Source organism: Kitasatospora terrestris, from assembly GCF_039542905.1.
Taxonomy (GTDB): Bacteria; Actinomycetota; Actinomycetes; order Streptomycetales; family Streptomycetaceae; genus Kitasatospora; species Kitasatospora terrestris.
On the sequence record NZ_BAABIS010000001.1, the window covers coordinates 3,755,478 to 3,781,133 of the forward strand.

Consider the following 25,656-nt stretch of genomic DNA (forward strand, 5'->3'; position numbering starts at 1 on the left):
GCGCCCAGGGGTTTGTGTTTTCCGGGAAAAGGCGGTTTCCTTTCCTCAGGCAATGGATCGTTAACGCGGAAAGGGAAGCCCGTGGCACAGAGGGTTCAGGTCATTCTGGAAGACGATCTCGACGGCGGCTCCGCGGACGAGACCGTGACGTTCGCCCTGGACGGCGTGGCCTACGAGATCGACCTGAAGAGCGACAACGCCGAGAAGCTGCGCGTCCTGCTGGCGCCGTACGTGGAGAAGGGCCGCAAGCAGAGCGGCCGGCTCTCCGCGCCTCGCCGCAGCAGCGGCCGGGCCGCCGGTCGGGCCGCCGGGGGCGGCCAGCCCGACACGGCGAAGATCCGCGAGTGGGCGAAGGAGAACGGCTTCCAGGTCAACGACCGCGGCCGCGTCCCGAGCAACGTGCGCGAGGCGTACGAGAAGGCCAACGCCTCCTGACACCGGCCTAGCGCGCCTGCGGCAGCCCCAGGCGCAGCCGCAGGCAGGCGTCGGCCAGGCAGTCGAGCAGCCGCAGCAGGTCGGGTGAGCCCAGGTCCAGCGCGGGCCCGGGCGCGCTCCGGTCGGGGTGCGGCGGCGGCTCGTCGGCGCCGCGCTGCGCGGGCACCCGGTCGGCGGTCGCGCGGCCGCCGGCGTCCAGTTCGACGGGCAGCCGCAGCTCCTCGCCCCAGCCGAGCCAGCGGAGCAGTTCCGGGACGAGTTCGGCGGCGCCCGGGGCGAGCGGGAAGGCCGCCCGGTCGCCGTGCGGCTCCACCGGCCCGGCGGGTCGGCCGAGCCGCTCCAGCCGGGCCAGCGCGGCCCGCGCGGCGGCGAGCGGCACCAGCAGCAGGTCCGCCCCGGGCGGCGGCGCGGCCGGGGCGGGATCCCCTACGAGCGGCGCGACGGTCATGGGCTGTGCAACGCTGTACGGGTGAAGCGGTAACGCGACCCGCCGCCGGATGGCGGTAGGTCACCCCGCCGGGCCGAGCGGCTGTCACCTCCGCCGTCGCCCGCACGCCCCGGACGGGACTTCTCGCGGGGCGAACACCACCGGCCCGGAAACTGCGCGAAACCCGCCGGAATTCCGGGTATGAATGCAGGTGGACGAGGTCTCCGGGCCCCGTCCGAGGCAGTTCGCGCGACCGGTCGCCCGGTACCCGCCGAGCCATGTTCGCCGTTGGCGTAGCGCGAAGCGGTGCATCGGGCCCGTCTCCGGGAACACCGTCTTCCAGCATCGGGTTGGATTTGGTGTCGGCTGGTCGCGCAGCGATGTTGCTCCCGCGTACGCGGGAGTTCCGGAGCCGCGCCGCTGAGCGGGACTAGCATGCGGAAGGACAGGGCGGGGACGGCCCCCGAACTGACCGACCGCTCTGAGGAGCGATTAACGATGTTCGAGAGGTTCACCGACCGCGCGCGGCGGGTTGTCGTCCTGGCTCAGGAAGAAGCCCGGATGCTCAACCACAACTACATCGGCACCGAGCACATTCTCCTGGGCCTGATCCACGAGGGCGAGGGTGTCGCCGCCAAGGCGCTGGAGAGCCTCGGGATCTCGCTCGAGGCGGTCCGCCAGCAGGTCGAGGAGATCATCGGCCAGGGCCAGCAGGCCCCGTCCGGTCACATCCCCTTCACCCCCCGGGCGAAGAAGGTCCTGGAGCTGTCGCTCCGCGAGGCCCTCCAGCTCGGCCACAACTACATCGGCACCGAGCACATCCTGCTCGGCCTGATCCGCGAGGGCGAGGGCGTCGCCGCCCAGGTCCTGGTGAAGCTGGGCGCCGATCTCAACCGGGTGCGTCAGCAGGTCATCCAACTGCTCTCCGGCTACCAGGGCGGCGGCAAGGAGTCGGCGGCCGCCGGCGGCCCCGCCGAGGGCACCCCGTCCACCTCGCTGGTCCTCGACCAGTTCGGCCGGAACCTCACCCAGGCCGCCCGCGAGGCCAAGCTCGACCCGGTGATCGGGCGCGAGAAGGAGATCGAGCGGGTCATGCAGGTGCTGTCCCGCCGCACCAAGAACAACCCCGTGCTGATCGGCGAGCCCGGCGTCGGCAAGACCGCCGTCGTCGAGGGCCTGGCACAGGCGATCGTCAAGGGCGAGGTCCCGGAGACGCTGAAGGACAAGCAGCTCTACACCCTCGACCTGGGCGCCCTGGTGGCCGGCTCCCGGTACCGCGGTGACTTCGAGGAGCGCCTGAAGAAGGTGCTCAAGGAGATCCGCACCCGCGGCGACATCATCCTGTTCATCGACGAGCTGCACACCCTGGTCGGCGCGGGCGCCGCCGAGGGCGCGATCGACGCCGCCTCCATCCTCAAGCCGATGCTGGCCCGCGGTGAGCTCCAGACCATCGGTGCCACCACGCTGGACGAGTACCGCAAGCACCTGGAGAAGGACGCCGCGCTGGAGCGCCGCTTCCAGCCCATCCAGGTCGCCGAGCCCTCGCTCCCGCACACCATCGAGATCCTCAAGGGCCTGCGCGACCGGTACGAGGCGCACCACCGCGTCTCGATCACCGACGCGGCCCTGGTCGCCGCCGCCACCCTGGCCGACCGGTACATCTCGGACCGCTTCCTGCCGGACAAGGCGATCGACCTGATCGACGAGGCCGGTTCCCGGATGCGCATCCGCCGGATGACCGCGCCGCCGGACCTGCGCGAGTTCGACGAGAAGATCGCCGACGTGCGCCGGGAGAAGGAGTCCGCGATCGACGCGCAGGACTTCGAGAAGGCCGCCTCGCTGCGCGACAACGAGAAGCAGCTGCTCACCGCGAAGGCGAAGCGGGAGAAGGAGTGGAAGGCCGGCGACATGGACGTCGTCGCCGAGGTGGACGAGGAGCTCATCGCCGAGGTCCTGGCCACCGCCACCGGCATCCCGGTCTTCAAGCTGACCGAGGAGGAGTCCTCGCGCCTGCTGCGCATGGAGGACGAGCTGCACAAGCGGGTCATCGGCCAGGAGGACGCCATCAAGGCGCTCTCCCAGGCGATCCGCCGCACCCGTGCCGGCCTGAAGGACCCGAAGCGCCCGGGTGGCTCGTTCATCTTCGCCGGCCCGTCCGGTGTCGGTAAGACCGAGCTGTCCAAGACGCTGGCGGAGTTCCTGTTCGGCGACGAGGACGCGCTGATCGCGCTCGACATGTCCGAGTTCTCCGAGAAGCACACCGTCTCGCGCCTCTTCGGCTCCCCGCCCGGCTACGTGGGCTACGAGGAGGGCGGCCAGCTCACCGAGAAGGTGCGCCGCAAGCCGTTCTCGGTCGTCCTCTTCGACGAGGTCGAGAAGGCCCACCCGGACATCTTCAACTCGCTGCTGCAGATCCTGGAGGACGGTCGCCTGACCGACTCCCAGGGCCGCGTGGTCGACTTCAAGAACACGGTCATCATCATGACCACCAACCTCGGCACCCGGGACATCTCCAAGGGCTTCAACCTGGGCTTCGCGGCCACGGGTGACACGGCCACCGGGTACGAGCGGATGAAGGCCAAGGTCAGCGAGGAGCTCAAGCAGCACTTCCGGCCCGAGTTCCTGAACCGTGTCGACGACATCGTGGTCTTCCACCAGCTGTCCGAGGCCGACATCATCCAGATCGTCGACCTGATGATCGACAAGGTGGACGGCCGCCTCAAGGACCGCGACATGGGCCTGGAGCTCAGCGTCGAGGCCAAGAAGCTGCTGGCCAAGCGCGGCTACGACCCGATCCTGGGTGCCCGCCCGCTGCGCCGCACCATCCAGCGCGACATCGAGGACCACCTGTCCGAGAAGATCCTCTTCGGGGAGCTGCGGGCCGGCCACATCGTGGTCGTCGGCGTGGAGGGTGAGGGCAAGGAGGCCAAGTTCACCTTCCGCGGCGAGGAGAAGTCCCCGGTGGCCGACACCCCGGCGGCGGTCTCCTCCACGGCGGGTCCGGATCTGACGAAGTAAATCTGTCGACAAAGGCAGGGCCCCGGCGATATATGCCGGGGCCCTGCCTATTTTCTCGGCCTTTTCAGTTGCAAAACTGTTTACGCTTCCATCCGCGTGTGAATCAGGCCGGTCCGGGGCCGAACGGGCGACCGCGCTCCCTCGTACGGATGCGATGGACCGCCTGGTTGAGCGGCTGCGAGGTAGATTGACTGACTATCAGATCAGCTGCGCCGCGGGAGGATAGCGCCGTGACCATGCCATGGTCAAGGTCTTTCTTTTTTACTCATACTTGGATCGAATGTCCTCCACCTGTCTTTCATTGGTTCACCGGCGCATGCCAAGAGCAACGCCGGTAAGGGGAGGACGTCACCACCTTGAAGATATCCAAGAGGGCCGCTGCGGCCTCGGCCGCCGTTATGGTCGCCGCGGCGCTCGGCGCGGGCATGCTCCCGGGTATGGCCACCGCCGCGCCCGTCACGCAGTCGCACGACCCGGCCGACGCTGCTTCCAGCGTCAAGGGCGGCGACTACGACCTGCCCGGCCCGAAGACCGCCGAGGTCAAGGCCGAGCAGCAGGCTGCCGTCGAGCAGATCGTCAACGGCACCGCGAAGATCGAGCAGCACGGCGGCTCCACCAGCGTGAAGCTCGGCCGTGACAAGTACGTCGAGCTCAAGCGCGAGCGCACCGACAAGATCTTCACCATCCTGGTGGAGTTCGGCGACGAGGTGGACAACACCACCAAGCTGCCCGACGGCACCGTCAAGTACGGCGGCGAGCCCGGCCCGCGTCACAACCAGATCGCGCAGCCGGACAAGGCCAACGACAACTCGACCGCCTGGCAGGCCGACTACAACCAGGCGCACTTCCAGAACATGTACTTCTCGAAGTCCCAGCCCTCGCTGAAGACTTACTACGAGAAGCAGTCCTCCGGCCGGTACTCCGTCGACGGCCAGGTCACCGACTGGGTGAAGGTCTCGGCGAACGAGGCCCGCTACGGCTCGGACTACTGCAAGCAGCACGTCTGCAACAACGCGCAGGACCTGATCCGCGACGGCGTCAACGCCTGGGTCGCCGACCAGAAGGCCAAGGGCCAGACGGACGAGCAGATCAAGGCCACCATCGCGTCGTACGACCAGTGGGACCGTTACGACTTCGACGGCGACGGCAACTTCAACGAGCCCGACGGTTACATCGACCACTTCCAGATCGTGCACGCCGGTGAGGACCAGTCCGCCGGCGGCGGCGCCCAGGGCACCAACGCCCTGTGGGCCCACCGCTCGTACGTGTACGGCAACCAGGCCGGCAAGCAGGGCCCCGACAACAACAAGCTCGGTGGCACCCCGGTCGGCAACTCCGGCATCTGGATCGGCGACTACACCATGCAGCCGGAGAACGGCGGCCTGGGCGTCTTCGCCCACGAGTACGGTCACGACCTCGGTCTGCCGGACCTCTACGACACCTCCGGCACCGGCATCGACAACTCGGTCGGCTTCTGGTCGCTGATGTCGTCCGGTTCCTGGCTCGGCGAGGGCAAGGACCAGATCGGCGACATGCCGAACGACCTCGACGTCTGGTCGAAGCTGCAGCTCGGCTGGCTGGACTTCGACAAGGCCAAGGCGGGCGAGCGCAAGCTCAGCCTGATCGGCCCGGTCGAGTACAACAACCGCCTGCCCCAGGCGCTGGTCGTCGACCTGCCGAAGAAGACCGTCACCACCGAGATCAACACCCCGTTCGCCGGTGCGAACGAGTGGTGGAGCGGCAGCGACGACAACCTCAACGTCACGCTGACCCGTGGCCTCGACCTCACCGGGAAGACCTCGGCCAAGCTCACCGCGAAGGCCTGGTACGACCTGGAGACCGACTACGACTACGCGTACCTCGAGGTCTCCGCGGACAACGGCGCCACCTGGACCTCCGTCCCCGGCACCTTCAACGGCACCGCGCTCCCGGACAACGCCATCAACGGCTCCTCCGGCGGCAACTGGGGCGACCTGGCCTTCTCGCTCGACGCCTTCGCCGGCAAGAACGTCAAGGTCCGCTTCCACAACACCACCGACGGTGGCGTCCACATGAAGGGCCTGGCCCTGGACGACATCGCGATCACCGTCGACGGTGCGGCCGTCCTCACCGACGGCGCGGAGAGCGGCGACAACGGCTGGACCGCTGCCGGCTTCTCCCGCATCACCGGCAAGTTCTCGAAGGACTACGACCAGAAGTACCTGATCGAGAACCGCCAGTACGTGTCCTTCGACACCACGCTGAAGACCGGCCCGTACAACTTCGGCTTCAGCAACACCCGTCCGGACTGGGTGGAGCACTACGCCAACCAGAACGGCCTGCTGATCTGGCTGTGGGACTCCTCGCAGACGGACAACAACGTCGCCAACCACCCGGGTGCCGGCCTCGTCCTCCCGGTCGACGCCCACCCGGCGCCGCTGAAGTGGTCCGACGGCACCCTGATGCGTCCGCGCCTCCAGGGCTACGACTCGACCTTCGGCTTCGAGCGCACCGACGGCCTGAACCTGCACAAGGCCGACGTCGCCACCACCATCAAGGGCGAGCGCGGTGTCACGGTCTTCAACGACCACACCAACAAGTACTGGGACGCGTCCAACCAGTACGCCGGTGTGAACGTCCCCGACACCCACACCCAGATCGAGGTCCTCTGGAACAGCATGAACAAGCTGGAGACCCTGATCTACGTCAAGCCCGTGAAGTGACCTTCCGGTACTGACTGACCGACGTCACGGCCCCCGGCGGAGCGATCCGCCGGGGGCCGTGCGGCGTTCCGGAGCACCCCTCGCCCGGCCTGAACCCCCGCCGCCGGCCCCGGGGCTGATCGATCGTCAGATCAGGGCGAGGAAGCGTTCCACGGCCTCGGTGACCTCCTTGCCGCTCCACTCCAGCGCGTCGGCGCCGACGGTGATCTCAGTCATCGCGAGGCCGGGCAGCGGGCCGGGTTCGCTCCAGGCGCCGAAGAGGGCGACGCCGTCGCGGCGGGCGAGTTCCAGGCCGGCCCGTTCGAGGTCGGCCGCAGGGTGGGGCAGCCAGAGCTGGAACTGGTGGGTGTGCGGCGGGTCGGGGTTGATCCGGGCGCCGGGGACGTCGGCGAGCGCGGCGGCGACCACCCGGGCCTGGTCGAGGTAGGAGTCGAGGCGGGGCAGTTCGGTGTCCAGGCCGCGCAGGGCGGCGAGGGCGGTGGGCCACTGCTGGAACAGCTGGCCGCCGTAGCGGTGCCGCCAGACCTTGGCGCGGGCGACGAACTCCTCGCCCCCGGCGAGCACGGCACCGCTGACGCCGCCGAGCGTCTTGTAGCAGGAGACGTAGACGGAGTCCGCGGCCGCGCAGATCTCGGGCAGGGTGCGGCCGAAGTGCCGGGTGGACTCCCAGAGCCGGGCGCCGTCGAGGTGGACGGACCAGTTGCCCTCGGCCGCCTCGTAGAGCGCGGAGAGCTCGTCCCAGGTGGGGAGGACGAATCCGGCGTCGCGCAGCGGGAGCTCGAGCATCAGGGTGTGGAAGGGCTCGTCGAGAGCGAGGAGCTCGGCCGGGGTGGGCTGGCGCGGCGCGGTGGTGGGCCAGACCGTGCGCAGGCCGCTGAGGTCGGCGTAGGCGCGGCGCTCGTGCCGTTCGGGGTGGGAGAGCGGGTGCATGGCGACCGTGGTGCCGCCGCCGGGGAGGTCGGCGAGGCAGCGCAGGGCGACCTGCTGGGCCATGGTGCCGGTGGGGAAGAAGGCGGCGTCGTCCTTGCCGAGCAGCTCGGCGACGCGGAGCTCCAGGGTGCGGACCAGGCCGTCGCCGTACAGGTCGGTGGGCACGTCGAGGTCGTACGGGCCGTCGGCGGTGGCGGCGAGGTCGGCGAGGCGTTCGCGGACGGTCTGCGGGCGGGGACCGGAGAGGATGCGGTCGGCACCCCGGCGGGCGGCGAAGCGGCGGGCGCGGAGGTCGGCGGCCGGGTCGGACGCAGCGCTGGTGGCATCGGTCATCCGCCGATCATCGCCGATCCGGGGCGGGCCGGGAACCACCCGGACGGTCCGTGTTCGCACAGTCGCGTCAAGGTCCCATGCCCCGCCCGGAGCGTCCCGAAACCAGCCCGTTTTCGGTGGTGCTGGTCACAGGGGGTGAGCTCGATACGACGGCCGATAGTAGGACGTCGGGCGCCCGGTGCGCTGTCGGGCGGCGGACGCGCCCGTCCGGCACTACCCACCGTCGTACGTCACACCGTTTGGGGTCCCCGGCCGGGCCCGTTTACACCTGAATCCGTTGCATCCAGCCCGGCGAGCAGCACTGCTCGGCCCCGCGCTGGCCCCGTCCGCGAGGTCTGTCACCCGATGCGTTCGCTCCCCACCGCCGGCCGCCGTCTCCTGCAGGCGATCGGTTCCTCCCAGCACGTCCGTTCGATGCTCTCCGCCGACCGCACCGCCGCCCTGCGGCTGCCCTTCGGCCGGGCGCACCTGGCGAGCGTCCGCAAGACCCCCGCCACGGCGGTGTGGGGTGGCGCCGCGGTGCTGGCCTTCGGTGTGCTGCTGATGCCGGGCCACGCGGCCGCGCAGACCGTCCACCCGACCACCCCGGGCAGCTCGGTGTTCACCACCCACGGCGCCGCGGTCGAGCCGGTGGGCGTGCAGATCGCCGAGCCGAGCGCGTACGAGGTGCCGGCCGGCGAGTCGACGCAGGACCGGGTCGCGGTCGCCGCGAACCTGACCGACGACGCCGCCGTCGAGGCCCAGGCGCAGGCCGCCCAGGCCCAGGCCCAGGCGGACGCCGCCGCGGCGGCGCAGGCCGCGGACCAGGCCGCCCGTGACGCCCAGCGCGCCGCCCTGCCGGCCGCCGGGCAGCCGGCCGAGCAGCCGGCCCCGGCGAAGCCGTCCTGGTCCTCCCCCGCGCCGGGTGCCCAGATCAGCAACCCGTACGGCAAGGCCAACGCGCACTACGCGGCCGGCTACCACACCGGTACCGACTTCGCGGTGTCCGTCGGCACCCCGCTGCTCGCGGTCGGCGACGCCACCGTGGTGTCGGCGGGCCCGGACGGCGCGTACGGCAACGAGATCGTGCTGAAGCTCTCGGACGGCAAGTTCGCCCAGTACGCGCACATGTCGAAGCTCTCGGTGAAGGCCGGCCAGCACGTCTCGGCGGGCGACACCATCGGCCTGTCCGGCAACACCGGCAACTCGACCGGCCCGCACCTGCACTTCGAGATCCGCAACGCCAACCGCTACGCGGCCGTGATCGACCCGCTGACGTACCTGAAGCAGCACGGCGCGAACAACTTCTAGGCGCTCTTCGGCCGCTCGATCCGGGCGGCGATCTCCAGCGAGACCTCCAGGCCGGCGGCCATCGCCTCCTCGAGGGTGCCGGGCCGGGACTCCAGGTAGCTGATGTCCCGGTCCTCCTCGCACTCGTCGAGGTCGTGCTTGAGCAGGAACATCGCGGAGTTCACCGAGAACAGCGCCATGGTGGCGCGCAGCCGGTCCCGGAAGTCGGAGCCCGGCGGGTGCAGCAGCCGCACCATCCGCACCATCCGGTCCTTGAACGCCAGCCCGGCCTGCGACTCGCGCAGGGCGGGCTGGTTCTCGTGGAAGAAGCGCAGCAGCGGCGCCCGGTCGGCCATCCCGGCGGCGAACCGCCGGATCAGCTCGTCCCGCAGCTCGGGCGACCAGGGCTTGCCCTCGCCGTAGGCGATCGCCTCGTCCATCGGCGCGGCCATCGACTCGACGATGCCGCGGACGATGTCGTCCTTGGTCTTGAAGTGGTAGTAGAGGGCCGCCTTGGTCACGCCCAGCCGGTCGGCGATCTCGCGCAGCGAGGTCTTCTCGTACCCGTGCTCGGAGAACAGCTCCAGCGCCACGTCGAGGATCCGCGCGCGGGTGTCGCTGCGGGGGCTCTGCGTCGTACTCATCGCTGGCGGCCTGCCTTGTGACTGCGGTCGGTGGGTCGGCCGGCGGTCTGGCGCCGACGGCTCGGTGCATTCTCCCTGCCCGGACGTGTCGCCCCGAAACTGACTTGACGCCCGGCTAGGGAACAACTTACCGTGCCGGACGACGATTCACTAGCCGGTCGTCAAGTAAGTGAGCCGCGCGGCCCCCAGGAGCGCGGCCTAGCAGCCGTCGGGGAGACGCACGATGACCAAACCCACGTCCGAGACCGCCGCCGACGAACCATCGGCACCCGTGGATCCCAACGAGCCCGTGGAGCGCTCGCCGCGCGAGATCCGGCTGGTGATGGTCGGCCTGGTCATCACCATGCTGCTGGCCATGCTGGACAACCTGATCATCGGCACCGCGATGCCGACGATCGTCGGCGAGCTGCACGGCTCCGAGCACATGGCCTGGGTGGTCACCGCCTACACCCTGGCCACCGCCGTCTCCACCCCGATCTGGGGCAAGCTCGGCGACCTCTACGGCCGCAAGGGCTCCTTCCTGATCTCGATCGGCATCTTCCTGGCGGGCTCCGCGCTCTCCGGCCTCGCCGACTCGATGACCGCGCTGATCGCCTTCCGCGCCGTCCAGGGCCTGGGCGCCGGCGGCCTGATGGTCGGCGTGATGTCGATCATGGGTGCGCTGGTCGCGCCGCGCGACCGCGGCAAGTACCAGGGCATGTTCGCCGCCGTGATGGCGCTGGCCACCGTCGGCGGCCCGCTGATCGGCGGCTTCATCACCGACCACCTGAGCTGGCGCTGGACGTTCTACGTCAACCTGCCGCTGGGCGCCGTGGCGCTGGCCTTCGTCATCGCCACCCTGAAGCTCCCCAAGGTCCGCTCCACCGCGAAGATCGACTACCTCGGCGCGATCCTGCTGACCCTCGGCATCACCTCGCTGGTCCTGATCACCACCTGGGGCGGCCAGGAGTACGCCTGGGGCTCGAAGCAGATCCTCGGCCTCGCCGCGCTCGGCGCCGCCTCGCTGATCGGCTTCTGCTACGTCGAGCAGCGCGCCGAGGAGCCGGTCATCCCGCTCGGCCTGTTCCGCAACCGCAACTTCACCATGGTCTCGGTCATCGGCTTCATCGTCGGTTTCGCGATGTTCGGCGCGGTCGCCTACCTGCCGCTGTACCAGCAGATCGTGCAGGGCGCCTCGGCCACCAACTCCGGCCTGCTGCTGATGCCGATGATGTTCGGCATGCTGGTCATCTCGCTGGTCGTCGGCCAGGCGGTCACCAAGACCGGCAAGTACCGGATCTACCCGATCATCGGCACCGCCGTGATGGCCGGCGGCTCGCTGCTGCTGTCCACCCTCGCCGTGGACACCGGCCGCTTCGCCTCCGCCTGCTACATGGTGGTGCTCGGCGCCGGCATGGGCTTCCTGATGCAGATCACCATGCTGGTCGCGCAGAACAGCGTGGAGCTCAAGGACATGGGCGTCGCCTCGTCCTCCGCCACCCTGTTCCGCACCATCGGCGGCTCCTTCGGCGTCGCCCTGTTCGGTGCCCTGTTCAACAACCAGGTCAAGGACACCATGGCGGCCGGCGGCGGCGCCGCCGCGGGCTCCGGCGGCGGCCAGCCGATCGACCCGGCGACGCTGCTCGACCCGACCAAGCTGAAGAAGCTCTCCGACCCCGTGCAGGACCTGGTCCACCACGCCGTCTCCAACGGCATGCACACGGTGTTCGTGTGGGGCGCCGTGATCAGCCTGGTCGCCGTCGCCGCCGCGGTCTTCCTGCGCGAGGTGCCGCTGCGCGGCGCCGGCCAGGGCGCCCCGAAGGACGCCGCCCCCGAGGCCCAGCTGGAAGCCGCCCTCTAGTCGCGCCGGGCGGTCACCGGTCGGTCACACCGGCAGCCGGTAGACCCCCGGGCCGACCGGCTCCACCAGCCCGTCCGCCACGAGCCCGTCCAGCGCCCGAGCGCGCTGGACGGGCTCGTGCCACACCTCGTCCAGCCGGGCCTGCTCGACCTCCCCGTGCGCGTCCCGCAGCACCGCGAGCAGCTTCCCCCGCACCTGACGGTCGGTCCCCTCGTACGTCTGGCCGCGCCGCGCCGGGCCCTCGTACGGCGGACACCCCGCCCGCTGCCACGCGCACTCCGCCCGCAGCGGGCACGCCCCGCACTCCGGGCCGCGCGCCGTGCAGACCAGCGCACCCAGCTCCATCACCGCGACCGCCCAGGTCGCCGCGGTCTCCTCGCGGGCGGGCAGCAGCTCGACGGCGGTCCGCCGCTCGGCCGCGGTGGTCGCCTGCGCCGGGTACTCGACACCCGTGACCGCCCGCGCGAACACCCGCCGCACGTTGGTGTCCAGCACCGCGTGCCGCTGCCGGAACGCGAACGAGGCGACCGCCGCGGCGGTGTACTCGCCCACCCCGGGCAGCGCCAGCAGCTGCGCGTGGTCGGTGGGCACCTCGCCGCCGTGCTCCTCGGTGATCGCGGTGGCGGCGGCGTGCAGGCGCAGCGCCCGGCGCGGGTAGCCGAGCCGGCCCCACATCCGGACCGCCTCGCCGGGGGCGTCGGCGGCGAGCGCCGCCGGGGTGGGCCAGCGCTCCAGCCACGCCGCGTACGCCGGCAGCACCCGCTTGACGGGGGTCTGCTGCAGCATGAACTCGCTCACCATCACCGCCCACGGCGAGGCGTCGGCCGTCCGCCAGGGCAGGTCGCGGGCGTTGGCCCGGTACCAGTCGATGACGGTGCGGTGCAGCCGGGAGACGGCGGCCGCCGGGAGCGCGGTGGAGGAAGCGGTAACCATGGCCCCCCGATCCTCCCACGTCCGCCGGGGCCGGCGGGCGGGCCGGTCGGACGGCCGGTCGGGCCGGTCGGGCGGGCCGGTCGGGCGGGCCTCAGAGGCCGAGGTCGTCCAGCTCCTTGTGCAGCGCGGCCCGGGGGCTGTCCGGCCGTGCTCCGCCGGTCTGCGCGGGGACGGCCGTGGCGGCCGCCGCCCGTCGGGTGGAGCGGTCGCGGAAGATCCACGCCCCGGCGAGGCCGCCGAGCAGCCCGCCCAGGTGCCCCAGCCAGCTGATCCCGGGGGTGCCGGGCAGCGCGGTGGTGAGCAGGTAGGCGAAGGAGGCGAACATCACCAGCCCGATCAGGCTGTCGATCAGGTTCCGGTCGAAGAGGCCGCGCAGCACCACGTAGCCGAAGTACCCGAAGACCACGCCGCTGGCACCGGCCGTCACCGAGCGGACGTCCGCGAAGCACCACACCGCCGCGCCGCTGGTGAGCGCCACCAGCAGGGTCAGGCCGAGGAACTTCTTCACACCGCGGTACGCGGCGAGGAAGCCGAACACGAACAGCGGGCCCGAATTGCCCTCCAGGTGAGCCCAGTTCAGGTGCAGGAACGGCGCGGAGAGCAGGTTCGGCAGCGCGGACACGTCGTGCGGGCGGATGCCGCCGTCCACGAACAACCGGGAGTCGTCGAGCCAGTTGACCACTTGCAGGACCCACACCGCGCACAGGAAGCCGAACACGGTGAAGAAGGCGCGCCGCGCCTCCTCGATCATCCGTACCGGATCGATGCTGCTGCCGGCGCGGGCGCCGTGGTCGGTGGCCATGAGGGCGACCCTAGCGCGGGGTGCGGCCGGAACGCTTCCCCCGTCCGGAGCAAATGGCGGATCATGTGAAGGAAGTGGCCCCGGCGAGGTGTTGATGCGTCAGACGGTCCACACAGTCTCGTAGAGTTTGCGCGTGCCCTCTCTGCGTCAACCCGTCGGACCGCTGCCGGCCTCGATCTACTGGCGACGGCGCCTCATCGTGCTCGCCGCGCTGGCGGCGATCCTCGTCCTGATCGTCTGGCTGACCTACGGCACGGGCGGTGGCGGCGGCAAGCCCAAGCAGGGCGCGCATCCGGCGCCGGCCCAGTCGATCACGCCGGGCGCCTCGCCGTCCGGTTCGGCGATCACCAGCCGGCCCGGCGGTACGGGCGGTGGCGGTGGCGGTGGCGGTGGGACGGTCTCCGGCGGCGGTGGCGGCGAGGTCTCCATCAGCACCGGCGGCGTCGGCGGCTCCGCCACCCCGGGCACGGGCTCCACCGCGGGCACCGGGGGCACCGGGGGCTCGGCCGGCGGCACGGGCACCGGCGGCACGGGCGGCGGCACCGGCGGCGGGGCGCCGCAGGTGAACACCGCCGACGTGATGGCCCTGCCGATCTGCTCGGTCTCGCAGCTCGCCCTGGAGCTGGCCAGTGCCCAGAACGCGTACCAGCCCAAGGACCGTCCGCGCCTCGCGCTGACCGTCCGCAACACCTCCGGCGCCAACTGCCGCGTCGACCTGGGCCGCACCGCGTCGACCCTGACGGTCACCTCCAGCAGCGGCGAGCGGGTGTGGTCCTCGGGCGACTGCCCGAACGACCGGGCCGGCGCCTGGGCGCAGATCCCGGCGGGCAGCGGCCTGACCGAGACCTTCAACTGGGACCGCAGCCGCTCCAAGCCGCAGTGCGCCACCGCCGACCCGACGCCCGCCCAGCCGGGCAACTACCTGGTCCAGGCGGACCTCTCCGGCCCGTCCGGCGGCCCGGTCTCGGCCCGCACCTCGATCCGGCTGGACAGCTGACCCCTCGCCCGGTCCGACCTCCCCGATCCGAGCCGCCACCATCCGACCCGCCGTCATCCGGCCACCGGAGGGCGGCCCGGCCGGCCGCCGTGTGGCGGCCGGCTGTCGGCGTCCTGGCCGCCGTGTTGCGCCGTGCTGCCGCCGGCCACCGGTCCCGGCCGCCGCGTCCGCTTCGTCCGCGTCTGTCACTGCCACCCGATTGCTTTGACGTGTCCGCCACATGACGGCACGAAAGCCTCTTCGTCGCGTCCCTGCCAGAGCCGCAGGCTGGATCCGTCGCACCAGCCGAGTGCGCCGCATCCCGGCACCACCGACGCAGAGGAGACCCCTCCATGGCAGCGCAACGCCCCCGCGCCCACCGGCTCGCCACCGCCGTCGCCACCGTCCTGGCCGGCGCCGCCCTCGCCGGGGCCGCCTCCCTCCCGGCCGCCGCGGCCCCCGCCGCGCCGGAGGGCACCGTCCAGCAGGCCGACTCGCCGACCGCGATACCCGGCAGCTTCATCGTCACCCTGAAGCCGTCCGCCGGCCTCGCCCCGGCCTCCGAGCAGGGCCGGCAGCTGGTCGCCCGGCACCACGGCCGGATCAAGCAGACCTGGGACGCCGCCGCACACGGCTTCGAGGTCGAGCTCTCCGCCGTCGAGGCCCGCCGGTTGGCCGCCGACCCGGCCGTCGCCGCGGTCGAGCAGAACCAGACCGTGCACGCCGACACCACCCAGACCAACCCGCCGTCCTGGGGCCTGGACCGGATCGACCAGGCCGCCCTACCGCTCAACTCGGCCTACACCTACCCCTCGACGGCCGGCGGCGGGGTCACCGCGTACGTGATCGACACCGGGGTGCGGATCAGCCACGGGCAGTTCGGCGGCCGCGCCGCCAACGGCTACGACTTCGTCGACAACGACGCCGTCGCCCAGGACGGCAACGGGCACGGCACCCACGTCGCCGGCACCATCGCGGGCAGCGCGTACGGCGTCGCCAAGGCGGCCCGGGTGGTCGGCGTCCGGGTGCTCGACAACAACGGCTCCGGCACCACCGCCGGCGTCATCTCCGGCGTCAACTGGGTCACCGCCAACGCCGCCAAGCCCGCCGTGGCCAACCTCAGCCTCGGCGGCGGCGCGAGCACCGCGCTGGACAACGCGGTCGCCAACTCCATCGCCTCCGGCGTCACCTACGCGGTCGCCGCCGGCAACTCCAACGCCAACGCCGACAACTACTCACCGGCCCGGGTCCCGACCGCGATCACGGTCGGCGCCACCACCTCCACCGACGCCCGGGCGAGCTACTCCAACTACGGGACGCGGGTGGACGTCTTCGCGCCCGGCTCGTCCATCACCTCGTCCTGGAACACCAGCGACACCGCCACCAACACCATCTCCGGCACCTCGATGGCCACCCCGCACGTGGCCGGCGCTGCCGCCGTCTACCTGGCCGGCCACCCCTCCGCCACCCCCGCGGCCGTCGACAGCGCGCTGAAGGCCGCCGCCACCAACGGCGTCCTCACCGGCATCGGCACCGGCAGCCCCAACCGCCTGCTGCGGGTCACCGGCTGACGCTCCCCCGAACGCCGACGGCGGGAGTCGCCCACCCCTCGGTGGACGACTCCCGCCGCCGCCTCTCCCGCAGCCCCCCGCGCCACGGGCCCAGGCGGTCCCGTGCGGCCTCAGGCGGGCCAGGACGTCCCGCGCAGCGACCGGCCCAGGGTCGACGGCAGCAGGCCGAGGCCCAGCAGCGCGGCCAGCGCCACCAGCACCGGGCCCGCCGCGAAGCGGTCGAGCAGCAGGCCGGAGACGAAGGTCCCGATCGGCATGCCCACCATCAGCAGGGTCATCGTCGCCGCGATCACCCGGCCGCGCAGCTCGTCCGGCACCTGCTGGAAGATCAGCACGTCCACCATCACCCGCAGCGCCGGGACGCCGAGCATCATCACGGCGAGCGAGCAGAACACCACCACCGGACCGCCCAGCAGCGCCGGCAGCAGGAACATCGGCACCGCCGACCAGGCCACCACCAGCAGCAGCGCGCCGGGCGCGAGCCGCTTGTGCAGCCGGGTGACCAGCGGGGCGCCGAGCAGGCCGCCCACCGCCTCGCCGGCCAGCGCCAGACCGATGCCGCCGGTGGAGGTGCCGCCGTCGCGCAGCCGCACCATGACGGCCAGCAGCATCGCGGAGCCCGCCAGGTTCATCGCCAGGGTGACCAGCAGGGTCGAGCGCAGCAGCTTCTTCGACAGCAGGTAGCGCACCCCCTCCAGCACGGCGCCGCGCTGCTCGCCGCCCTCCCCGTCCGCGCCGCCGTCGGCGTTCTGCGCCGGGCTCTCGAACCGGACCGCCCAGGAGGCGGAGAGCGCGAGCAGCGAGGTGACCGCGGTGGTGAGGAACGGGACCGCGGTGCCGAGACCGAGCAGGAAGCCGCCCAGCGGCGGGCCGATCAGCGCGGCACCGTTGACCCGCAGCTCGTCCTGGGCGAGTGCCTGACGCAGTTGCACGGCCGGCACCACCGCGCGGATCGCCAGCATCCGGACCGGGCCGCCGTACGCCATGGTCGCGCCGAGGACGGCGGCGACCAGCAGGGTGTGCGGCACGGTGAGCCGGTGCAGGGCCAGCGCGGCGACCACGCTGAGCGCGGCGAGCAGCCGGACGGCGTCGGCGGCGAGCAGGATCCGGCGCCGGTCGTGGCGGTCGGCGACCGCGCCGCCGTGCAGGCCGAACACGGCGGAGGCGGCGAACTGCACCGCGCCGAACGCCCCGGCCAGGGCCGGCGAGCCGGTCATGGCCAGCAGCAGGAGGGGGTAGGCGGTGTCGGCGAGGCAGGTGCCGAGCATCGCGGAGGCCGCGCCGCCCCACAGCACCTGGAACCGCCAGTTGCGCCGCAGCGGCACCGGCTGCTGCGCGTCGGCCTGGGCCCGGGCCGCCGTCCCGAGGTCCGTCGTCATGGTTCCCACCCCTTGTCCGGGCCGTTCGACCCATTCACGCCCGCGCCGCCATTCATGGCTTCGCAACCATTCACGCTTGGGTGAATGGTTGCACCTCCGAGAATGATTGCGCAAGCGTTGACGTTGTGAGAACTTGAGAACGTGGTTGAGCAGATGAAAGAACGCGAGGTCAGCGACGTGGCGACGCTGAAGGCGATCGCCGACCCGGTGCGCCTGGCGATCCTGGACGCGCTGATGCGACGCGACCCCGAGCCGCAGTCGGTCAAGGAACTCGCGGCGGAGATGGGCGAGACGCCCACCAAGCTCTACCGGCACATCAAGGTGCTGGAGCAGACCGGACTGATCATGGTCGCCGAGACCCGCCTGGTCTCCGGCATCGTGGAGAGCCGCTACCGCCCGGCGCAGCGCTCACTGCGGCTGTCGCCGCACGTCTTCTCCGACGGCGGGTCGGAGCGCCCCGAGGTGCTCGGTGCGATGCTCGCCGCCCTCGACATGGTCCGCACCGACTTCGAGAACCGCTTCCACGCGGGCCGGATCGACCTCTCGGCGCTGCCGGACGGCACCTCCAGCCCGGGCAAGTTCGCGCACTTCAGCATGCGGGTCCGCCCCGAGCGCCTGGTGAAGCTCCGCGAGCAGCTGAACGCCCTGCTGGACGAGCTCGCCGACGAGGGCGACTCCACCGACGAGGACGCGGTGGACATCACCCTGATGACCCTGCTCTACGCCCTCAAGCCGGAACGCCCCCGGCCGTAACGCCCTCAGCCGTAACGCCCCCGGCCTTAGCGCCCACCGACCCGGCGCCCCGGCCGGCGCACTCCCGGCCGGGCGGCGTCCTCAGACGTAACGCTCGAGGATGGACGATTCTGCGAGCCGCGACAGACCCTCGCGCACCGAGCGCGCCCGGGTCTCGCCGACGCCCTCCACCGTCTGCAGGTCGTCGATCGACGCCGCCAGCAGCTTCTGCAGCCCGCCGAAGTGCTCCACCAGCCGCTCGATGACGGTGTTGGGCAGCCGCGGCACCTTGGCCAGCAGCCGGTACCCGCGCGGCGAGACCGCCGAGTCCAGCGACTCCGGCGTGCCGGTGTACCCGAGCGCCTTGGCGACCGTCTGCAGGTCGAGCAGCTCGGCGTGGGTGAGCGCCTCCAGGTCGGACAGCACCTCGGTGACGGTACGGCCCTTCTTGGCCGCCCGCTCCGGGAAGTAGTCACGGGCGACCAGCTCTCGCTCCGGCTCGACGCCGGCGATCAGCTCGTCCAGCTGCAACGAGAGCAGTCGGCCGTCGGTGCCGAGCTCCAGCACGTACCCGGCGATCTCGGCGGCGATCAGCCGGACCATCTCCAGGCGCTGCACCACCGCCGACACGTCGCGGACGGTGACCAGGTCCTCGATCTCCAGCGCGGAGAGGGTGCCGGCCACCTCGTCCAGGCGGAGCTTGTACCGCTCCAGCGTGGCGAGCGCCTGGTTGGCGCGGGAGAGCACGGTGGTGGAGTCCTCCAGCACCCGCCGCGTCCCGTTGACGTACATCGCGATCAGCCGCATCGAGTGCGAGACGGCGACCACCGGGAAGCCGGTCTGCCGGTTGACCCGCTCGGCGGTGCGGTGCCGGGTGCCGGTCTCGTCGGTGGGGATGGTCGCATCCGGCATCAGGTGGACGCCAGCACGGACGATCTTGGTGATGTCCTTGTCCAGCACCACGGCGCCGTCGAGCTTGCACAGCTCGCGCAGCCGGGTGGCGGTGAACTCGACGTCCAGCACGAAGCCGCCGGTGGACAGTGCGTCCACGCTCTTGTCGAACCCGAGCACGATCAGACCGCCCGTGTTGGCCCGGAGCACCCGCTCCAGACCGTCGCGGAGCGCCGTGCCCGGCGCGATGGCACTGAGGGAAGCCCGCAGCAGGGCCTCCTCGCGGGAGGACTTGTCCGCCCGGTCGCTGGCTGCCACGTGACTCCTCCGGCCGACCCGGACCGTGTGGCGCGGCGCCCGACGGTCTGTCTCTTATTACTGCACTTGATGCCAATTAGACAGGGCAAAGTCTAACTGCGTGCGGCAATAACAGGACGTGGGTCAGCCCAGTTCGTCCGAGTCGACCGGTTCCCAGCCCGCCATGAGCTCGTCGGAGTAGGCTGCGACGCTTGGCCGCCCGGGTGCCGCGGGGGCCTGCCGGGGCGCCGGGGCACCCTCCGCACGGGGCTTGGCGGCGGCCTTGCGGCGGCCCGGGATGGCCCGCAGTGCCTCGCCGATGTCGGCCACCTCCACCACCTTCATTCCCGGCGGCACCTTGCCCGGGTCCGGCGGGACGAGCGCGTGGGTGAAGCCCAGCCGGTGCGCCTCGGCGAGCCGCCGCTGCACCCCGGTCACCCGGCGGACCTCGCCGGCCAGGCCGACCTCGCCGATCGCCACCAGGTTGCTGGGCAGCGGGGTGTCCGAGGAGGAGCTGGCCACGGCCAGGGCGATCGCCAGGTCGGCGGACGGCTCGGTGAGCTTCACCCCGCCGACGGTCGCGGTGTAGATGTCCTGCTTGCCGAGCTTGACGCCGCCGTGCCGCTCGACCACCGCCAGGATCATCGCGATCCGCGGCGACTCCAGGCCGGAGGTCGTCCGCCGCGGCGAGGGGATCTGCGAATCCACCATCAGCGCCTGCACCTCGGCGACCAGCGGGCGCTTGCCCTCCAGGGTGACGGTCAGGCAGGTGCCCGGCACCGGCTTGGCCCGGCGGGTGAGGAACAGCCCGGACGGGTCGGCCAGCCCCTCGATGCCCTCGTCGTGCAGCTCGAAGCAGCCCACCTCGTCGGTGGCGCCGTACCGGTTCTTGACGCCCCGGATGAGGCGCAGCCGGGCGTGCCGGTCGCCCTCGAAGGAGAGCACCACGTCGACCAGGTGCTCCAGCAGGCGGGGGCCGGCGATCTGCCCGTCCTTGGTGACGTGGCCGACCAGCAGGGTGGCCATGCCGCGCTCCTTGGACGCCCGGATCAGCGCGCCCGCCACCTCGCGGACCTGCGCCGGGCCGCCGGGCGCGCCGTCCAGCTCCGCCGAGGCGATGGTCTGCACCGAGTCGAGGATCAGCAGGCCGGGGTTGACCGCCTCGATGTGGCCGAGCACCGCGCCGAGGTCCGACTCGGCCGCCAGGTACAGGTGGTCGGAGAGGGCGTTGATCCGGTCCGCCCGCATCTTCACCTGCCCGGCGGACTCCTCACCGGTGACGTAGAGCGTGCGGTGCCGCTCGGTGGCCGCCTTCGCCGCCACGTCCAGCAGCAGGGTGGACTTGCCGACGCCCGGCTCGCCCGCCAGCAGCACCACGGCGCCCGGCACCAGGCCGCCGCCGAGCACCCGGTCCAGCTCCGGCACGCCGGTGGAGCGGGCCGTCGCCACCTGCCCGTCGACCTGCGCGATCGGCTTGGCCGGGGAGCTCACCGGGCCCGCCGCGGTCGTCCGGATCGGCACCGCGCCGTACTCCTCCACCGTGCCCCAGGAGTTGCACTCGGGGCAGCGGCCCACCCACTTCGGGAGCTGGTTGCCGCACTCCGTGCAGCGGTACGCCGGGCGCGGCTTGGCGGTGGTCTTGGTACGGGCTGCCATGCGGCCAACCGTAGCGGGTGGGTCCGACAACACGGCGCCGCCCAGACCGCGGTCCTGTTACCCGAAAGAAGTACAAGCCCCCGAAACCACCCGGGCGGGCGGCCCCGCGTCCCTACCGTCGGGAACGTGACGACCAGGTTCGCCTCCCCCACGAGCGCCGCCGGCTCCGACCTGCTGCGCGCCTACGGCCACAGCGTCGACGGGCTGTTCACCTACTGCCTGTCGGTGCTGTGCGAGCACGACGCGGCGGTCACCGCCCTCGCCGAGGTCCGCGACCTCGCCCTGCGCAACGGTGACCGGCTCGCCGATCCGGCGCTGCTGCGCGCCTGGCTGTACGCGCTCGCCCGGCACGCCTGCCTGGCCCGGCTGGAGCGCGGGGTCGGCCCGTCCGCCCCGGTCGGCGCCGAGCGCGCCGCCGAGCGCCGCCGCGAACTCGCCTCGCTCGCCTGGCCGGAGGCCGCCGGCACCGACCCCGAGCAGCGCGAGGCGCTGGAGCTGGCGGTCCGCCACCGGCTCTCCGCCGACGAGGTCGCGGCCGTCCTCGGCCGCACCGCCGAGGACGCGGGCGCCCTGCTGGACGCCGCCGGCGCGGAGGTCGCCCGGACCCGGACCGCCCTGCTGGTGCTCGGCGTCGGCAACTGCCCCGAACTGGTCCGGCTCGGCGGCGTCGGCGCGGAGAGCTGGCGCGGCTGGGTGCTCGGCCCGGCGCTGCGCCGCGAGCTGGTCGCCCACGTGGTCGACTGCCCGACCTGCCGGGGCACCGCCGACCGGGTCGGCGGCGAGCTCGGCACCGGGCTGCCCGGCCTGCCGCTGCTCCCCGCGCCGGTGACGGTCCGGGTCGGCGGCGCCGCCGACCGGCTGCCGGGCGGAACGGCCGGCGCCGCCTTCCTGGCCGGTGCGGCCGCCGCGCGCCGGGCCGCCGCCCCCGTCCCGCCGGGCGGGCCCGAGCCGCGCTTCGACCAGCGCGGCTTCCCCCGGCACCGGGCGCCGTCCACCGGGCGGGCCGCCGCGGTACGGCAGCGGATGGTCACCACCGGCGTGCTGGCCGCCGTGCTCACCGCGCCCGTGGTGGCCCTCTGGGCCGCCCACCGGGACGGCGACGGGCCCGCCGGCGCGGCCCCGGTCTCCTCCGTCCGGGTCGACGGCGCGCCCACCCCCGCCGCCGACCACCCCGCGGAACCCGTGCCGGTGACCGACCCGACCCCGCCCGCCGACGCGGTGCAGCTGGTCGGAGCGGCCGTCGATGCAGAAACGTCCCTCCCCCCGGTCCAGGGCCCGCTGGTCCCGGTGCCCTCGCACGGCACGCGCGCGCTCTCCAGCCCCGCCCTCTCCCCCGTCCACGCCGCGCCCGACGCCCCCGCGCCGCAGGCCCCCGCCGCGACGCCCGGGCAGCTCACCGTCGAGGCCGGCGAGTACGGCAACCGGACGGTCATCACCCTCACCAACAGCGGCGGCAGCCCGATCGCCTGGCACGCCGTCCTGGACGTCGACTGGCTGCGCCTCAGCCGCGACTCCGGAACCCTCACCCCCGGGCAGCGGATCACCGTGACCGTCACGGTGGACGAGGCGCGCGCCCCCGAAAGCCACTGGACGGCCCGGATCGCCCTGCCCCCGTCCCAGGCCGTGGTCACCCTGGAGGGCGGCCCCGTCCACCGCGGCGGCCAGACCCCGCCCCCGACCGACCCCACCCCGGACCCGGCCCCCACCGACCCCGGCACACCGCCCCCGGCCACCACGCCGCCCGCCGACCCCGCACCCAGCACCCCCGGCACCCCAAGCACCCCAAGCACCCCGCCCCCCGCCGACCCCCCGCCCGGCACCCCCGCCCCGACCACCGGACCCGCCACCGCCGCCCCGTCCGCCTGATCCCTCGCACCTCGGCGGCACCTCGACGGCGCCCGGGGCGGCGCCCCGGCGTCACTTCCGCCGGATCGGCGGGATGCGGTACGTGCCGTCGAGGACCGCCGTGCCGGGCTCGTACAGCCGGATCATCGGCCGGAACCCGCCCTCCGGCGCGGGCAGCCAGTTGGCCGCCTCGGCCGGATCGGCGGGCCGCTCGCGCTGGATCACCAGGGTCAGCGAACCGTCCGGCGCGTACACCAGACCGGGCGTCCGGTCGCCGATCGAGTAGCGGCCGGCCGGGTTCTCCACCAGGTAGTACTCCGGAACGCCGTACATCGTCACCGACCAGAACCCGTCCACCGGCGGCAGCTCGTCGAAGCGCAGCGTGTACGCGTGGGCGCCGGTCAGCGGCTTGCCCTCGGCGTCGTCGTACGTGTTGCCGTACACCGCCTCGTACGCGTGGTTGCCCCACAGGCCCATCCGGGCGGCGACCGCGCGGGTCAGGTAGGCGGCCCTGCGGTCGGCGATCCGGAACCGCGGCTCGTCGCGGGTGCCCGGGCCGAGGTGGTCCAGGTTGTAGTCGAAGAGGTGCAGGTTGACGTTCCACTCGCCGACCGGCCGGCCCTCGGCGGGGCGGGTCGCCGCCTCGACCCGCTCCCTGCCGTCCGCCAGGCCGGCGACCAGCGCGCCCACCCACTCGGCCGGGCCGTCCCGGTACGGGGAGCGGTCGTCGTCGAGCAGGCCGATCGGGGCGAAGCGCTGCTGGTAGGCGAGGTCCGCCTCGGCGGGCGGGAAGGCGGCCGCCCAGACCCGCAGCTGCTCCAGGAGGCGCAGCTCCTCGGGCACGTCCGGGTCGGGCTCGGGGATCCCCGCCAGGATGCCGCCCGGTTCGAGCGGCGCGAGGGTGAGCTTCCGCTGCAGGGCCGCCACCCGGGGCAGGTCCTCGGGGCCGTCGCAGGCGAAGCGCGCCGCGACGGTGGCCACGGTGGTCGGCGCGGTGATCACTCCGACGCCGGCGGGCGGGGTGCCGTGCCAGTGCGGCGGGGCGATCAGCCAGGTCTGCTCGCCGGTCCCGGTGGACCGGCGGCCGATGTACGCGAAGTTGTTGGTCCAGGCGTCGATGAACTGCAGCACGTAGTACGCCCCGGCGGTGTCCGGCACGTGCAGCAGCAGCGGGCCGCCGGACAGGTCCAGCTGCGCCGCCGAGTAGACGGTGTCGTTGTTCACCGAGACGAAGTGGCTGGCGGGGGTGGCCAGTTCGTCGGCGTGCCCGAAGGTGTTGAACGGCCCCGGCCCGATCGCGCCGAGCCCCGAGACGTGGAACGTCCCGACCATGCTCAGGTCGCAGACCAGCGGGTAGCCGTAGACGTACGCGTCGGCGGCCAGCGTCCGGGGGGTTCCGTCGGCCATGCGGGAGCACTCCTGAGAGGTTGGTGGGGGTCGGTTCCGCCCGGTCGGCGGGGCGGGCGGCACGGCTGCAGTGCGGTGGGGCGGGTGGGCCGGTGGGGCGGGTGGGCCGGTGGGGCGGGTGGGGCGGGTGGGCCAGCAGGCCGGTTCAGTCCGCGGAGGTGAGCCCGGGCAGCGGCCAGCGGCCGTCGAGGACGGCCGGCTCGGGCCCGTACACCCGGATCACCGCCGTGAACGGGCCGTCCGGCGCGGGCAGCCAGTTGGTCTCCTCCTCCGGGTCGGCCGGGCGCTCGTGCCGGAGGTGGAGGGTCAGTCCACCGTCCGCGTCGTAGCGCAGGCCCGGGGTGCGGTCGCCGATCGAGTACCGGTCGACCGGGTTGTCCACCAGGAAGCGCTCGGGCATCCGGTACATGGTGATCGACCAGAAGAACCGGGCCGCGGGCAGCCCGCCGGGCGGGAAGCGCACGGTGTACCCGCGCCCGCCGGAGCAGTCGCCCGTCCAGCCGCTGTACCAGGCCTCCTCCTCCGGCAGCCCGTACAGGCCCTTCATCGCTCCGACCGCCCGGCCCAGGTAGTCGCCGCCCAGCTGGGCGCGGGTGCCGAACAGGCCGTGCGACCCGGTGGTCCGCTCCGCCGCCTCCTCCAGCCTGGCCCGGCCGTCCTTGATGCCGAGCAGCAGGGCCTCACGGGTCTCCGCCGGGAGCGCGGCAGGCTCGAAGTCGCCGCTGCCCACGCCCAGTTCGGCCAGCCGGCCACGCAGCTCCGCCTCCGCGGGGAGCACCGGGAAGAAGCCGAGCAGGAAGTCCAGGTCGGTGAAGAACTCCAGGGTGTCCAGCACCTCCTCGCCGCGCCAGACCGGCCAGACCGGCTCGGCCGCCACCGGCCTGGGCATGCCCAGGTGCTCGCTCAGCGGCTTCAGCACGTACTGGGCCTGCAGCCGCTCCAGCGCGGCGACGTCGTCCGGACCGGCCAGGTAGGTGCGACCGATGATCCCCACCAGGTTGGTGTCGGCGCGCAGCATCCCGTCGAAGTCGGCCGGCTGCTCGCCGTGGTAGCCCGGCCCGGCCACCAGGTACCGCCCCGCCTGCCGGCCGGTGGTGCGGGAGCCGATGAAGCCGACGTAGCTGGTGTCCAGGTCGTGCACCGGGATCACGTAGTACCGGTCGGTGGCCGGCACCTCCAATACCCACGGCTCCGCGCGCAGGTCGAGCCAGGCCATCGAGTACGGGGTGTCGTTGTTGGGCGTCACCACATCGGTGTTGGCCGGGGTGAAGGGATGTGGGTAGTGCCGGAAGACGCCGAAGCCACCGACGTGCCGCGGGTCGGCGTCGTCGATGGCCTGCGGATAGATCGTCCGGTAGTTCTCCAGCAGCGCGTAGCCCCAGATCCACGCCTCGGCGGCGGTCGCCCGCACGGTCGTCGGGTCGACGAGCACCGGGTTGCCCACGGCACACCCCTCCTCTGATTGCGGATGAATCAGACATATCACCCAGACGGGTACAGGGGGATGCTATGCGCCGCATGACGGCCCGGCATGTCGGCTCCCGGCCTGTCGACTCCCGGCTCCTCGGC

Annotated in this window: 19 protein-coding genes; 9 read left to right on the plus strand and 10 right to left on the minus strand. The window is 72.7% G+C overall.

Translation table 11 applies throughout. From position 1 onward, the window contains the following. The first annotated feature begins 81 nt into the window (after positions 1–81). Entirely contained in the window at positions 82–435 is a 354-nt protein-coding gene (locus ABEB06_RS17225; protein WP_345697747.1) for a histone-like nucleoid-structuring protein Lsr2, read from the plus strand. Between the two features lie 7 nt (positions 436–442). Here ABEB06_RS17225 and ABEB06_RS17230 read toward each other — a convergent pair whose 3' ends face one another. Continuing rightward, on the minus strand, positions 443–883 hold the full coding sequence (locus ABEB06_RS17230; RefSeq protein ID WP_345697748.1) for a hypothetical protein: 441 nt from the start codon (positions 881–883) through the stop codon (positions 443–445). A 477-nt stretch (positions 884–1,360) separates the two neighbouring features. On the opposite strand from ABEB06_RS17230, the gene ABEB06_RS17235 reads away from it, so the two are divergent. Both ABEB06_RS17235 and ABEB06_RS17240 read left to right on the plus strand, forming a co-directional pair. Next, entirely contained in the window at positions 1,361–3,880 is a 2,520-nt protein-coding gene (locus ABEB06_RS17235; RefSeq protein ID WP_345697749.1) for an ATP-dependent Clp protease ATP-binding subunit, read from the plus strand. 398 nt (positions 3,881–4,278) lie between these two features. Further along, positions 4,279–6,582, plus strand: coding sequence for an immune inhibitor A domain-containing protein (locus tag ABEB06_RS17240; protein WP_425559780.1), 2,304 nt, complete (start codon positions 4,279–4,281; stop codon positions 6,580–6,582). Positions 6,583–6,708: 126 nt separating this feature from the next. Here ABEB06_RS17240 and ABEB06_RS17245 read toward each other — a convergent pair whose 3' ends face one another. Next, positions 6,709–7,845 carry a threonine aldolase family protein gene (locus tag ABEB06_RS17245; protein WP_345697751.1) on the minus strand — a complete coding sequence of 379 codons (1,137 nt, stop codon included), beginning with the start codon at positions 7,843–7,845 and terminating at the stop codon, positions 6,709–6,711. A gap of 345 nt (positions 7,846–8,190) precedes the next feature. On the opposite strand from ABEB06_RS17245, the gene ABEB06_RS17250 reads away from it, so the two are divergent. After that, positions 8,191–9,135 (plus strand): M23 family metallopeptidase, encoded by a 945-nt coding sequence (locus ABEB06_RS17250; protein WP_345697752.1) that lies wholly within the window; start codon positions 8,191–8,193, stop codon positions 9,133–9,135. On the opposite strand, the gene ABEB06_RS17255 is transcribed toward ABEB06_RS17250, so the two are convergent. Continuing rightward, the gene (locus ABEB06_RS17255; RefSeq protein WP_345697753.1) at positions 9,132–9,758 is read right to left on the minus strand and encodes a TetR/AcrR family transcriptional regulator; all 627 of its coding nucleotides are present in this window, start codon (positions 9,756–9,758) and stop codon (positions 9,132–9,134) included. The two genes, ABEB06_RS17250 and ABEB06_RS17255, sit on opposite strands and share 4 nt — an antisense overlap. A gap of 223 nt (positions 9,759–9,981) precedes the next feature. On the opposite strand from ABEB06_RS17255, the gene ABEB06_RS17260 reads away from it, so the two are divergent. Further along, complete coding sequence (locus ABEB06_RS17260) at positions 9,982–11,598, plus strand: MDR family MFS transporter (protein ID WP_425559636.1); 1,617 nt, start codon at positions 9,982–9,984, stop codon at positions 11,596–11,598. 24 nt (positions 11,599–11,622) lie between these two features. Here the strand turns inward: ABEB06_RS17260 and ABEB06_RS17265 are convergent, their stop codons facing one another. Continuing rightward, a complete protein-coding gene (locus ABEB06_RS17265; RefSeq protein WP_345697754.1) occupies positions 11,623–12,531 on the minus strand; it encodes an HhH-GPD family protein in 909 nt (302 codons plus the stop codon). A 91-nt stretch (positions 12,532–12,622) separates the two neighbouring features. After that, a complete protein-coding gene (locus ABEB06_RS17270) occupies positions 12,623–13,333 on the minus strand; it encodes a rhomboid family intramembrane serine protease (protein ID WP_345697755.1) in 711 nt (236 codons plus the stop codon). A 133-nt stretch (positions 13,334–13,466) separates the two neighbouring features. Here ABEB06_RS17270 and ABEB06_RS17275 point away from each other — a divergent pair, with 133 nt between their 5' ends. Both ABEB06_RS17275 and ABEB06_RS17280 read left to right on the plus strand, forming a co-directional pair. After that, on the plus strand, positions 13,467–14,330 hold the full coding sequence (locus ABEB06_RS17275) for a hypothetical protein (protein WP_345697756.1): 864 nt from the start codon (positions 13,467–13,469) through the stop codon (positions 14,328–14,330). Positions 14,331–14,662: 332 nt separating this feature from the next. Beyond that, complete coding sequence (locus tag ABEB06_RS17280) at positions 14,663–15,880, plus strand: S8 family peptidase (protein ID WP_345697757.1); 1,218 nt, start codon at positions 14,663–14,665, stop codon at positions 15,878–15,880. Positions 15,881–15,990: 110 nt separating this feature from the next. On the opposite strand, the gene ABEB06_RS17285 is transcribed toward ABEB06_RS17280, so the two are convergent. Next, a complete protein-coding gene (locus ABEB06_RS17285) occupies positions 15,991–17,259 on the minus strand; it encodes an MFS transporter (RefSeq protein ID WP_345697758.1) in 1,269 nt (422 codons plus the stop codon). Between the two features lie 153 nt (positions 17,260–17,412). Between ABEB06_RS17285 and ABEB06_RS17290 the strand changes: the two genes are divergently transcribed. Then, positions 17,413–18,012, plus strand: a complete 600-nt coding sequence (locus tag ABEB06_RS17290) for an ArsR/SmtB family transcription factor (protein ID WP_345697759.1) — start codon at positions 17,413–17,415, stop codon at positions 18,010–18,012. Positions 18,013–18,093: 81 nt separating this feature from the next. Here ABEB06_RS17290 and disA read toward each other — a convergent pair whose 3' ends face one another. Both disA and radA read right to left on the minus strand, forming a co-directional pair. Next, positions 18,094–19,152, minus strand: coding sequence for a DNA integrity scanning diadenylate cyclase DisA (gene disA / locus ABEB06_RS17295; protein ID WP_345701880.1), 1,059 nt, complete (start codon positions 19,150–19,152; stop codon positions 18,094–18,096). Between the two features lie 171 nt (positions 19,153–19,323). Continuing rightward, a complete protein-coding gene (gene radA, locus ABEB06_RS17300) occupies positions 19,324–20,835 on the minus strand; it encodes a DNA repair protein RadA (protein ID WP_345697760.1) in 1,512 nt (503 codons plus the stop codon). 126 nt (positions 20,836–20,961) lie between these two features. Here radA and ABEB06_RS17305 point away from each other — a divergent pair, with 126 nt between their 5' ends. Beyond that, complete coding sequence (locus ABEB06_RS17305) at positions 20,962–22,701, plus strand: BACON domain-containing protein (RefSeq protein ID WP_345697761.1); 1,740 nt, start codon at positions 20,962–20,964, stop codon at positions 22,699–22,701. A gap of 51 nt (positions 22,702–22,752) precedes the next feature. Here the strand turns inward: ABEB06_RS17305 and ABEB06_RS17310 are convergent, their stop codons facing one another. Both ABEB06_RS17310 and ABEB06_RS17315 read right to left on the minus strand, forming a co-directional pair. Continuing rightward, positions 22,753–24,087, minus strand: a complete 1,335-nt coding sequence (locus ABEB06_RS17310; protein ID WP_345697762.1) for a DUF1254 domain-containing protein — start codon at positions 24,085–24,087, stop codon at positions 22,753–22,755. A gap of 145 nt (positions 24,088–24,232) precedes the next feature. Next, entirely contained in the window at positions 24,233–25,531 is a 1,299-nt protein-coding gene (locus tag ABEB06_RS17315; RefSeq protein ID WP_345697763.1) for a DUF1254 domain-containing protein, read from the minus strand. Positions 25,532–25,656: the final 125 nt, after the last annotated feature.

What these genes read in the sequence shown, in the direction of transcription:
- ABEB06_RS17260 (WP_425559636.1), top strand. Translation starts at nt 9,982, where the DNA reads ATGACCAAACCCACGTCCGAGACCGCCGCCGACGAACCATCGGCACCC.
- ABEB06_RS17240 (WP_425559780.1), top strand. Translation starts at nt 4,279, where the DNA reads ATGGTCGCCGCGGCGCTCGGCGCGGGCATGCTCCCGGGTATGGCCACC.
- radA (WP_345697760.1), bottom strand. Translation starts at nt 20,835, where the DNA reads ATGGCAGCCCGTACCAAGACCACCGCCAAGCCGCGCCCGGCGTACCGC.
- ABEB06_RS17310 (WP_345697762.1), bottom strand. Translation starts at nt 24,087, where the DNA reads ATGGCCGACGGAACCCCCCGGACGCTGGCCGCCGACGCGTACGTCTAC.
- ABEB06_RS17250 (WP_345697752.1), top strand. Translation starts at nt 8,191, where the DNA reads ATGCGTTCGCTCCCCACCGCCGGCCGCCGTCTCCTGCAGGCGATCGGT.
- ABEB06_RS17245 (WP_345697751.1), bottom strand. Translation starts at nt 7,845, where the DNA reads ATGACCGATGCCACCAGCGCTGCGTCCGACCCGGCCGCCGACCTCCGC.
- ABEB06_RS17285 (WP_345697758.1), bottom strand. Translation starts at nt 17,259, where the DNA reads ATGACGACGGACCTCGGGACGGCGGCCCGGGCCCAGGCCGACGCGCAG.
- ABEB06_RS17280 (WP_345697757.1), top strand. Translation starts at nt 14,663, where the DNA reads ATGGCAGCGCAACGCCCCCGCGCCCACCGGCTCGCCACCGCCGTCGCC.
- ABEB06_RS17265 (WP_345697754.1), bottom strand. Translation starts at nt 12,531, where the DNA reads ATGGTTACCGCTTCCTCCACCGCGCTCCCGGCGGCCGCCGTCTCCCGG.
- ABEB06_RS17270 (WP_345697755.1), bottom strand. Translation starts at nt 13,333, where the DNA reads ATGGCCACCGACCACGGCGCCCGCGCCGGCAGCAGCATCGATCCGGTA.
- ABEB06_RS17255 (WP_345697753.1), bottom strand. Translation starts at nt 9,758, where the DNA reads ATGAGTACGACGCAGAGCCCCCGCAGCGACACCCGCGCGCGGATCCTC.
- ABEB06_RS17235 (WP_345697749.1), top strand. Translation starts at nt 1,361, where the DNA reads ATGTTCGAGAGGTTCACCGACCGCGCGCGGCGGGTTGTCGTCCTGGCT.
- ABEB06_RS17230 (WP_345697748.1), bottom strand. Translation starts at nt 883, where the DNA reads ATGACCGTCGCGCCGCTCGTAGGGGATCCCGCCCCGGCCGCGCCGCCG.
- ABEB06_RS17290 (WP_345697759.1), top strand. Translation starts at nt 17,413, where the DNA reads ATGAAAGAACGCGAGGTCAGCGACGTGGCGACGCTGAAGGCGATCGCC.